The following is a 9,462-nucleotide window of genomic DNA, read 5'->3' as shown; positions in this document are numbered from 1 at the left end:
CGGGTTGCGCGGGCGGGGTGATGTGCGTGGCGCGGCGCGTGAGGGAGAGCAGACTTTCGACAGCGGGGGACTCGACGTTCGGGTAGTGATCGGGTGCGGGTGCGGTTCGTAGCGTCGAGGGCATGCTTCACGTCGAGAACCTCACCGTTCGTCATGGCAACCGGCTCGTGCTCGACCGCCTGTCGCTGACCGCAGTGCCGGGGCGCGTCACCGCGCTGATCGGAGCGCCCGGGGCGGGCAAGACCACGTTCGCGCGCTGCGTCGCAGGGGCGCTCACGCCCGAGTCCGGGCAGATCTCCTTGCTGGGCAACGATGTGCGCGAGTACGACCACACGGGTCGGGTCGTCGGCGGTGCGCACGAGCCGTCCTCGCGTTCGACGGGAAGGGCTGCCGCGCGCGAGGTCACCGACCTGCTCGGCCTGCCCAGCGCGGTCGCCGACGCGGCGTTGGAGCGCGTGGAGCTGGGCGGTGTCGCGGCCAACAGGATCGAGACGTACCCGTTGGGAATGCGACAGAGGCTCGCGCTTTGCTTGGCGCTGCTCGGAAATCGCCCGATCGTGGTGCTCGACGAGCCGTTCGACCGCGCCGACCTGACGACGCAGCGGGTGGTCCACGCGGTGCTCAGCGAGCGGGCTCGCGAGGGGGCGACGGTGCTCGTCACCAGCAGGGACCTGCGAGTGCTCGGGGCCTTCGCCGACGACGTGGTGCTGCTGCGCGACGGTCGGGCGCAGTTGGACGGCACCGTGGCGGAACTGGTTGTGTCGCACCGCGAAGACCTCTACGCCTCCGAGATGAGCACCACGTGACGGTCCCCTATGCTCGGCCCGTGGTCTCCACAGTGGACGGTTCGTGGGCGCGGTGGCTCTTCGGCCCGCCCGGCTGGAAGAACGTACTGCGGGAGTTGGTGGTCTACACCGCCTCACTGTTCTTCGCGGTGCGCGCCTTCCCGGAGCCGAGCGCGGTGGTGCTGGTGGCGAGCATCGCGGTGGCCGTCGCCTGCCTGCTCGCCCGCAGGAGGTTCCCGGCGATCGCGCTCGTGGCCAGCGGCTTGGTCGTGAGCGCGTTCTGCGCGGTCCTCTCCTTCAGTGCGGGCCGACGGCTCGGCATGCCGGTGAAGCTCGGCGCGGCGGTGCTGGGCTGCACGGCGGTCGCCGTGCTCAGGACCGTGGCCGAGGTGCCACAGGAGGCCGACGTCCTGCTCGCCCTGGTGGGCAGCGGATACCTGCTGATCTACATCACCGTGCCGGCGGTCCTCGGCTTCGCCGTCGCCCGGCGCGGAGCGCTGGTGGAAGCGCTGCGGGAGCGGGCGGTGCACCTCGAACGCGAGCGCCGTTCGCTGGTCTCGGAGGCGAGAACGCGCGAGCGCGCCAGGATCGCGATGGACATGCACGACAGCCTCGGGCACCAGCTCACGCTGATCTCCTTGCAGGCAGGCGGTTTGAAGGTGACCGCGACCGAGCCCGCGCAGGCTCGGACGGCGGCCGAGCTGCACGAGGCCGCGCGCCGGGCGATGGTGGAGCTGCGCGAGATCGTCGGCGTGCTCGGGCGCGAGACCGGCCAGGAGACGCCACCACCCGGCAGTCCGTTGGAGCGGCTGCCGGACCTGCTGGACTCCGCGCGCGCGACGGGAACAGCGGTCGGCTACACCGAGACCGGAACCAAGGTGGAACTGCCGCGCGCCACGGAGAGCGCGATCCACCGGATCGTCCAAGAAGGACTGACCAACGCCGCGCGGCACGCTCCCGGCGCGCCGGTGATGGTGCGGTTGAACTACGAGTCAGACGGCGTGATCGTCGAAGTGCTGAACGGGAACGCGGTCTCGCCACCGCAGCGAGGATTCGGTGGCGGACGTGGTCTGAGCGGCCTTCGCGAGCGGGCGCGGCTCGCGGGTGGCGTCCTGCACGCGGCTCCCGTGCCGGGCGGAGGCTTCCGGCTCGCCGGTGTGCTGCCCTACGATGCGACGCCCGCGCCGGAGCCGGACGACGCGCTCGACGGCTTCGTTCCGTCGAACCCGTTGGTGCTCAACGAGACCGAGGCGCTCATGCGGCGGATGCGCAACCGTCCGGTGCTGTTCGGCTCGGTGATCGCCGGTGTCGTGCTGATCGGCGTGGCGCTGCTGGGCTTCGCCGTGTACGTGGGAGTGACGAGGCAGGAGACGACGATCGGCTCCCTGGAGTACGTCCTGTCCCTGGTCGGCGCCGAGGAGCAGGAGATCGTCGCCGTGCTGCCGCCCCCGGACGCCGACACGCAGCGGCAGCTCGCCGCGGAGACCGGAGCTCCGCCGGAGAACGCGCGCTGCGTCTACTACTACGCGAGCTCGTCGAAGGAACCTAAGGGCTCGACCACCGCGTACAGGTTCTGCTTCCGCGACGGCTTGTTGCTGGAGAAGCAGAAGTTCGTCGTCCGGGACCCGTTCCCGTTCTGATCCACGTCGATTCGGAAAGGCACAACGTGATTCGGGTGATCATCGCCGACGACGAGCCGCTGGTGCGCGCGGGCATCAGGCTCGTGCTCTCCTCGGCGGAGGACATCGAGGTGCTCGCCGAGGCCACCGACGGCAGGTCCGCGATCGAGGAGGTGCGCTCGCGCGCGGCGGAGGTGCTGTTGCTGGACATCCGCATGGCGGGCATGGACGGGCTCGCCGCCGTGGAGGAGCTGCGCCGCGTCGGTGCCCGGACGAAGGTGGTGATCCTGACGACCTTCGGCGAGCCCGAGTACATCGCGCGGGCGCTCGACGGTGGTGTTTCGGGGTTCCTGCTCAAGGACTTCGCGCCGGAGGAGCTGATCCGCGCGGTGCGCGTGGTCGCGGCGGGGGAGTCCTACCTGTCCCCGGCCGTCACCACGTGGGTGATGAACCGGGTCAGCGGGCGCGGGGAGGGCGCGCGGTCGGCGCGGGCGCGGCGGCTGGTGGACGAGCTGACCGAGCGCGAGCGGGAAGTGCTGGTGCTGCTCGCGCAAGGACTGTCCAACGCGGACATCGCCGCTCGCCTGCACATGAGCGAGGCCACCGTGAAGATGTACATGAGCAGGCTGCTCGGCAAGCTCGACTGCGCGAACCGGGTCCAAGCCGCCGTGCTGGCGCACGAAGCGGGCCTATCCTCCTGACTCTTCGTAGCGCGCGGAGATGGTGGTGGCCCGATCCCGCAGGGAATCGCGCAACCATTGCGGCGCAAGGACTTCCGCGCTCATGCCGAGTTGCCACATCGCCCAGACGGCGTGCCGGTCGTCCTGGAAGGCCGCTTCGACGCGAAGCCAGCCGTCGGCGTCGGTGGACTCGCCGAGCACGGCCAGCGCGGTGTCCACGAGGTCCTCGCGCCGCTTCGGGTGCACCCGCACGAGCACGGTGACCTGGTCGCCGCCGGTCCGGAACCGCGTGCTGCGCTCCCGCCACGCCCGGCCGAGGTCGACCCGCTCCGGACGCTGCGCGGGTTCGGCCAGCTCCTCGGCAGCGCGGACGCGGGACAGCCGGTAGGTGCGGTCCTCGCCGGATCGCGTGGCCAGCAGGTAACCCTGGCCGCGCACGGTGACCAGGCCGACCGGGTCCACCGTGCGCCACTTCGCGTCCTGGTTCGCGGCGGCGTAGTGGATGCGCAGCTTGCGCCCGGCGAACACCGCGCGCCGGATCTCGGCCACCACCGCGTCGGGCACCTCCTCAGCGGTCACGCGGCGCGAGAGGAGATCGGTCTCGGGCTCGATGAGCAGGCGCTCGGCGGCCCCAGCCGCGGTCGCGCGGTAGCTCTCCGGCAGCGCGTCGACCACTTTGAGCATGGCCGACGCGAGCGCCGAGCCGAGGCCGAACACCTGCGCGCCGCGCCGCGACCCGGCGACCAGCAGCGCCAGCGCCTCGTCGTGGTTGAGCCCGGTCAGCTCCGTCTGGAAACCGGGCAGCAGCGCGAACCCGCCGTGCCGCCCGCGCTCGGCGTAGACCGGGACCCCGGCCGCGGAGAGCGCGTCGATGTCGCGGAGCACGGTCCGCGTGGACACCTCCAGCTCGCGGGCCAGCGCGGTCGCGGACAGCCGCCCGTGCTGGCGCAGCAACAGCACCAGTGAGACCAACCGGTCGGCACGCACGCCGAAAACTCTACGGGAATACACGACACAGGATGTCGTGATTGATTGGCAGGCTTCTCCCCATGACGAGCAAGACACCGGCCACCGAGCCGAACGACCTGGGCAGGTTCTTCATCGAGCGCGGCAACGCGGGCGACGTCGACGGCCTGGTGGCGTTGTACGAGCCGGACGCCGTGCTGGCGTTCCCGCCCGGCAGCGTCGCGACCGGGCACATCGAGATCCGCGAGGTGTACGAGCAGTTCGTCGCCGCCGCGCCGGTGCTCTCACCCGGCAAGCAGCACCCGGCATTGGTGAGCGGAGACCTCGCGCTCACCGCGTGCACCCTGGACAACGGCGACGTGACCGTGGAGATCGCCCGCCGCCAGCCAGACGGATCGTGGTTGTGGGTGGTCGACCAGCCCGTGTTCCAGGCGTAGCGATGAGGCGCCTCGCGACGATCGGCGTCTACGGCTTCACCGCCGAGGCGTTCGTGAAAGCGTTGGCGGAGGCGGAAGTCGAGCTTCTGCTCGACCTGCGCCAACGCCGTGGCGTCCGGGGCAGCGACTACGCGTGGGCGAACTCCGTGCGCCTCCAGCAGGCACTCGCCGAGGCGCACATCGACTACCGGCACGTGAAGGAGCTGGCGCCGACCACCGAGTTGCGCCAGCTCCAGTACCGCGAGGACGACCGCGTCGGCGTGGGCAAGCGCAACCGCGCCGTGCTCGCGCCGGAGTACGTCGCGCGCTACACCCGGGACGTCCTCGACCCGTTCGCCCTGGAGGCGGTGGCGGAGTCGTTGCCGCCGCACTCGGCAACCGCGCTGCTCTGCGTCGAAACGACCCCCGAAGCGTGCCACCGCTCCCTCGTCGCCGCCCGCCTACACACCGCGCACGGCTTCTCCGTCGTCCACCTCAGCCCGCGCTGAGGCGGGAGAAGCGCGTCGCGGTGTGGTGTGCGGCGAGCTTGCACCACGGATCGGCCGACGCGGCCGCCAGACGGCGCCACTGTTCGGCCAGCTCCTTCGCCGCTTCCTTGACGCGCCGCTCGTCCTCAGCGGGATCGCCGTAGCCGCTCTTGTAGGTCGCGTAACCCTGGTCCTTGGCGTCCTTGTACGCCGAGGACGCGCGCCGGATCTCCTGCCAGAGTCGCGCCGGGTCCTCGCCGCTGACGGTGCCGATGTGCGCCAGCTCCGGCAGGCGCCGCCGCACCTGCTCGCGCTCGCGGCCGAACGAGCTGCCGGACTCCGCCAGGTAGTAGTCGCCCATGCCCTCGTCGCGCAGCAGCGTCTGGAGGGTGTCCACCGCGCCGTCGTCCCAGCCGGTCTCGGCCTTGAGGAACGCGTGCGCCTCCGCCTCGTAGCTCATCGCGGACCACCGGGGCCCCAGTACACGGGAAATCCTATGGGCACGCGGCCACCCTACAGTCGGCCATCCTGTTCGCTGTCAACGGCTTTCCGTGAGATTCGGAAGATCGTCGAACTGTCCACTTAGGACTGGACGAGGGCGAGCCCGGCTTCGAGGTGCCCGCGCGCCCTGGGGAAGTCGTAGAGCGCGTCCCAGTAGGCGCGCAGCGGAATCGTCAGCGACGTCGGTGGCACGTGCCGCGCGTGCAGGATCGTGGTCATCCACGCGAGGAAGTCGGTGAACAGCTGCGAGTCCTGCACGTAGACCGCGGCGGAGAGGAAGTCGGCGAGGTGGCCCAGGTCCTCGACCGTGGCCTCCACCTGGCGCTCCGCGTAGCGGGCCATGGCGGGGAACTCCCCGTGCAGCGCGGCGAGAGCGAGGTCGACCAGCTCCTCACGCCGCTTCACCAGGGTCGGGTACTCGTCGTCGACGAGGTGGTCCAGCTCGGCGCGCGGAGGGTCCTCCGGCGGCCACCGCCGCTCCAGCAGCTCCGCCGCCTCGCGCGCCCCGGGAGCCCAGCCAGCCGCGCCGAGCACCCTCGCCCACCGACCGTCCGGCCCGAAGCCGCGACCGCCGACGAGCACCGGAACGCCCGTGCGCTGGCAGGTTTCGACCATGCGGTGGGCATGGGGGAGCCGCACGGGCAGCGCGCAGCTGAGCGCCACCGCGTCGGGACCTTCCTGGTGCAGGTAGGACACCAGGTGCGCGGCGGGGACGCTCGCGCCGAGGAACGTGGTGCGCCAGCCGCGCAGTCGCAGCACTTCCGCGACGAGCCGGGCGGCAAGCGCGTGCCACTCACCGTCCATACAGGACACGACGACGTGACCGCGCGTCGGCGCGACCGGCGTGCGGGTGCTGAGCGCGGCCACGACGCGCTCGCTGATGTGCGTCGCGGCGTGCTCCTGGGCGACGGACCAGCGGTTGGTGGCCCAGTACTCGCCGACCTGGACCTGCACGGGTGCGACGAGGTCGAGCAGCAGGTGCTCCGCAGCGGTGCCGTCCTCGAACAGATCGAGCACGAACGCCGTCGCGCCCCGTTCGTCGGCGTTGCCCAGCAGCGCGAAGAGCTTCTCGCGCTCGGCTGTCAGCACGCGGGGTCCGCGCGCAGGGCGAGCACCGCGATGTCGTCGTGGTCGCGGCCGCCGAGCCATTCCGTCGTCAGCAGCTCCACGCGCTCGGCGACCGCGCCGGCGGGCATCACCGCGCACCCGGTCAGCGCGTCGGCCAACCGCCGCTCGCCGAACATCCCCCTGCTGCCCTTGGCCTCGGTGACCCCGTCGCTGTACAGCACGCAGGTCTCGCCGGGGCGCAGCCGGACGGAGCCACCTGCGAAACGCGCGTCGGGGAAGACGCCGATCAGCGTGCCGCGCAGATCGACCGACTCGACCTCGGCGTTGGTCCTGAGCACCAGCGGCGGCAGGTGCCCGCCCACGGCAAGGGACAGCTCCAGCCCGCCTTCGGGCGCCGGGGCCGCCCTGCCGAGCACCATCGTCACGAAACGCCGGTCCGGCATCGGTTTGCCGTCCAGCATCGTCTCGTTGAGCAGCGCCAGCAGCCGCATCGGATCGCGCTCCAGCCGCGAGAGCGCGCGCAACGACTGGCGCACCTCGCCGGTCAGCACGGCGGCTTCGACGCCCTTGCCGCACACGTCGCCGAGCGCGAACAACACGGTCCCGTCGGCGAGCGGCAGGACCTCGTAGAAGTCGCCGCCGATGCGCAGGGCCTCGCGCGATGCCCGGTAAGCCGCGCCGAAGGACATGCCGTCGACGTGCGGCAGCGGTGCCGGGAGCAGGCTGCGCTGCAACGTCGAGGCCGTGCGCGCCTGGTCGGCGTACAGCGCGGCCCCGGCGAGCGCGATGCCCGCGCGCGAGCAGAACTCCTCGATCAGCGCCAGGTCCTCGCCGCTGAACTCCGCCGACCGGGTCAGCACCAGGACCCCGGCCGGATTTCCGTTGCCCGGCAAGGAGATCACCAGCGCGCTCACCGGGCGCTGCTCGGCGGGCCACAGCCAGCCGGCCTCGGTCAGCTCCTCCACCACCCACGGCGAGCAGTGCGTGCGCAGCCCGGCCATCGCGTCGACCACCGGCTCCGGCAGGCGGGTCTGCTGCACCCAGCCCGACGCGTCGCCGCGCCACCACGACACGCGGCCCGCGCTCGGCGGTGCCAGCACCATCGCGGTGTCGCCCAGCTTCGGCACGGCGAGGTCCACCACGGCGCGCGCCGTCCGCGCCGGGTGCAGCGACAGGCCCAGCCTGCGGCTCGCCGAGGCTAGGAAGCCTGAGCGCGCGCGTTCGGCGAGCAGAGCGTCCGTGCGCTCGGTCTCCTCGGCCACGTCGCGCACGTACCAGAGGTGGCGCCCGTCCGGCAGGTCGTGCCTGCGCCAGCGCAGCGAGCCGGTGCCCGGGCGCGCGCCGATCACGGCTCCCGGGCCGATGTCGGGGAGCAGTTCCACTCGGCCGTCCACGGCGAGCACCGTTCCGTGCCGGTCGCAGAGGACGACAGCTTCACCGCTGCCCGCCAACAGCTCGTGGCGGCGTGGGGTGGTTTCGGTGCGTGGCGTGGTCGATGCCCTGGTCTCGGTCATCGCGCCCTTCGGTAGTGCGGGGATCATCGAACACCTGCACCGTAACGCAGCCACCTGACCGGGCGACGCCACCGCATCCGCTCTTCGCGGCGAATTCCCTGCTCACGCCCCATTTTTGGCTGCCCGGCCCCTTCCGCGCGTCTCAGACGGGGTAAGGTGATCCTGGGCGGACAACGGTCGCCCAGGAGCTGTTCCACGATCCCGGCGGAATCCGTGCTCTCAAGCGCCCCACGGGGGGCGCACCGTCCTCAATCTCACGTGCCCAGCTCGATGTCGTTCGAGGACCCTGGGCGTGGGCCGGGACGCGCCCGTGGACGGAGCCCTCGTTGTCCGACAGTGCTGTGTTCGGCGGTGCCGTGCTCTCCCGCGCTGAACGCCTTCTGCTGCGCACCCGGTGCACGGGCGAGACACCCCATCACGTGCGGACGTCGCTCGACGCCAGCCAGCCGCTGATCCCGTGCGCGTCCTCGCCGGACCAGGCCGCGCTCGAAGGGGCTCTGCTGAGCGCGATCCACCGCCTCAGCGCGCGGTCGCGGGAGCTGGTCGTGCGGCAGGTGCGGGTCGCTCCTGACCGCGTGCGGCTCCAGGTCGCCCAGCACGCGATCCCGAGCCTGCTCGCGGATCTGCTGCCGTCCATCGGCGCGCGGACCACGGTGAAGGGCTTGCCCGGGTTGCGTCCGCGTCCTGGCCGCGATCGACTCGGACTGCACTGGCTCGGCCCCGACGGTCGGCCGCGCGCCGAGGACACGCTGGGCGGAGTGACGCGCGAGCGGGGGAACGGCATGGCTGCGGCGCTGATCTCGCGGAGCGCGGCCCCGAGCCGCCTGGCCTGGCGCGCTCCGACCTCCTTGCACGAGGCCGAGATCGGCCTGGCGAGCGCGCCGGTGCCGGACTTCGACCACGGGTTGCTGCGGCGAGCGCGGCGGACATCGCCGAGATCCTCCAGCGCTCGGTCGCGGCGATCCCCGGCCTGGCGGTGGTCCGCGCCGACCTCAGCGGTGACACGCACTCGCTGCACTTCGCGCGCGACGGTGACGACCCCGGCTGGGCGTGGGTGGAGATCGCGCACGAAGCGCCGCCGCACGAGCTGCCTTCGGAACTGTGGGAGCAGGCGGAGACGCGTGAGGCGCTCGCCGCCCGCGACATCCCTCTGGTGTTCCTGCTGTTGTGTCGCCACGGGGTTTCGCTGCGCGTGATAGGTCGGCTCACCGGGTGTTCGCGGTTGGAAGTCCCCAGATCGTCCTTGGACGCCAGATCCCATTTTTCTCCGGGCTCGCCCGGATCGCGGACCGGCTGGGCGTGCCGCGCGAGTACCTCAGCCTCTCGCAGGACGGCTGGGCGTGATCATCACCGCGCTGCTGCTCGTGCCGATCACGGTGCTGACCCTCGCGGTCGTCCTCGCGCGCGCTCCGGAGCGCAGGGAGG

General features: G+C 71.9%; 10 protein-coding genes. 5 read left to right on the top strand and 5 right to left on the bottom strand.

The window, feature by feature from the left end; genetic code table 11:
• Positions 1-122: 122 nt before the first annotated feature.
• From CCN37_RS30805 to CCN37_RS30795, 3 genes are read left to right on the top strand one after another with little or no spacing between them, the layout of a single operon-like run.
• Positions 123-806 (top strand): ATP-binding cassette domain-containing protein, encoded by a 684-nt coding sequence (locus CCN37_RS30805; RefSeq protein WP_086827593.1) that lies wholly within the window; start codon positions 123-125, stop codon positions 804-806.
• A gap of 20 nt (positions 807-826) precedes the next feature.
• On the top strand, positions 827-2,425 hold the full coding sequence (locus tag CCN37_RS30800; RefSeq protein ID WP_086827591.1) for a sensor histidine kinase: 1,599 nt from the start codon (positions 827-829) through the stop codon (positions 2,423-2,425).
• Positions 2,426-2,460: 35 nt separating this feature from the next.
• Positions 2,461-3,105, top strand: a complete 645-nt coding sequence (locus CCN37_RS30795) for a response regulator (RefSeq protein WP_371505195.1) — start codon at positions 2,461-2,463, stop codon at positions 3,103-3,105.
• On the opposite strand, the gene CCN37_RS30790 is transcribed toward CCN37_RS30795, so the two are convergent.
• Positions 3,094-4,071 carry a YafY family protein gene (locus CCN37_RS30790; protein WP_086827587.1) on the bottom strand — a complete coding sequence of 326 codons (978 nt, stop codon included), beginning with the start codon at positions 4,069-4,071 and terminating at the stop codon, positions 3,094-3,096. The two genes, CCN37_RS30795 and CCN37_RS30790, sit on opposite strands and share 12 nt — an antisense overlap.
• Positions 4,072-4,133: 62 nt before the next feature.
• Here CCN37_RS30790 and CCN37_RS30785 point away from each other — a divergent pair, with 62 nt between their 5' ends.
• Complete coding sequence (locus CCN37_RS30785; RefSeq protein WP_086827584.1) at positions 4,134-4,487, top strand: nuclear transport factor 2 family protein; 354 nt, start codon at positions 4,134-4,136, stop codon at positions 4,485-4,487.
• A 2-nt stretch (positions 4,488-4,489) separates the two neighbouring features.
• The gene (locus CCN37_RS30780) at positions 4,490-4,975 is read left to right on the top strand and encodes a DUF488 domain-containing protein (RefSeq protein ID WP_086827582.1); all 486 of its coding nucleotides are present in this window, start codon (positions 4,490-4,492) and stop codon (positions 4,973-4,975) included.
• Here the strand turns inward: CCN37_RS30780 and CCN37_RS30775 are convergent.
• The 4 genes from CCN37_RS30775 to CCN37_RS30760 form a co-directional block, all read right to left on the bottom strand.
• Positions 4,962-5,414 carry a hypothetical protein gene (locus tag CCN37_RS30775; RefSeq protein WP_086827581.1) on the bottom strand — a complete coding sequence of 151 codons (453 nt, stop codon included), beginning with the start codon at positions 5,412-5,414 and terminating at the stop codon, positions 4,962-4,964. The two genes, CCN37_RS30780 and CCN37_RS30775, sit on opposite strands and share 14 nt — an antisense overlap.
• A 122-nt stretch (positions 5,415-5,536) precedes the next feature.
• Positions 5,537-6,544: a B12-binding domain-containing protein gene (locus tag CCN37_RS30770; RefSeq protein WP_210408289.1), complete on the bottom strand. Its 1,008-nt coding sequence runs from the start codon at positions 6,542-6,544 to the stop codon at positions 5,537-5,539.
• The gene (locus CCN37_RS30765) at positions 6,538-8,064 is read right to left on the bottom strand and encodes a PP2C family protein-serine/threonine phosphatase (protein ID WP_086827577.1); all 1,527 of its coding nucleotides are present in this window, start codon (positions 8,062-8,064) and stop codon (positions 6,538-6,540) included. Before CCN37_RS30765 ends, CCN37_RS30770 begins: the two co-directional genes overlap by 7 nt.
• A 388-nt stretch (positions 8,065-8,452) precedes the next feature.
• Positions 8,453-9,046, bottom strand: a complete 594-nt coding sequence (locus CCN37_RS30760) for a hypothetical protein (RefSeq protein ID WP_168200936.1) — start codon at positions 9,044-9,046, stop codon at positions 8,453-8,455.
• Between the last annotated feature and the right edge of the window lie 416 nt (positions 9,047-9,462).

This window comes from Allokutzneria sp. NRRL B-24872 (genome assembly GCF_002155965.1).
GTDB lineage: Bacteria > Actinomycetota > Actinomycetes > Mycobacteriales > Pseudonocardiaceae > Allokutzneria.
Note: the sequence above shows the minus strand (reverse complement) of the source record. Positions and strands in the feature narration are given on the sequence as shown.